Source organism: Paraburkholderia sp. SIMBA_054 (assembly GCF_046534875.1).
Lineage (GTDB): Bacteria > Pseudomonadota > Gammaproteobacteria > Burkholderiales > Burkholderiaceae > Paraburkholderia > Paraburkholderia hospita.
Genome location: NZ_JAWRXV010000439.1, coordinates 1 through 325 on the forward strand (window position 1 = coordinate 1; position 325 = coordinate 325).

Annotated in this window: 1 protein-coding gene; it reads right to left on the reverse strand. The window is 52.9% G+C overall.

Going from position 1 to position 325, the window contains the following annotated elements:
- On the reverse strand, nucleotides 1-188 hold a 188-nt coding region (locus SB822_RS55810), incomplete at its 3' end, for a hypothetical protein (protein WP_410858939.1).
- Nucleotides 189-325 lie beyond the last annotated feature (137 nt).

Consider the following 325-nt stretch of genomic DNA (forward strand, 5'->3'; position numbering starts at 1 on the left):
GTCGATTCGAACGGCACTTCGGTGCACCAGACCGGCCCGAAGGAATGGCAGGCAAAGATCGGCAAGATTCCAGTCGCAACAGTCTGATTGGCCGCCTGACGCGTCAAGCGTACTGAGAAGCCGGGGCCGCGGTCCCGGCTTTTTTCATGGGCGGCATGCGTCACATGCAAAGCCGGGAACCGCGTCAAGATGTTCTGTTCTCTTGGCTTTTTCAGGCATGGCGTTTATTGTTGTTGAAAAATTGAAGTCCCCACCAAGGAAAGATCATGCAAGGCGACAAGAAAGTTATCGAGTATCTCAACGCCCAGTTGAAGAATGAATTGAC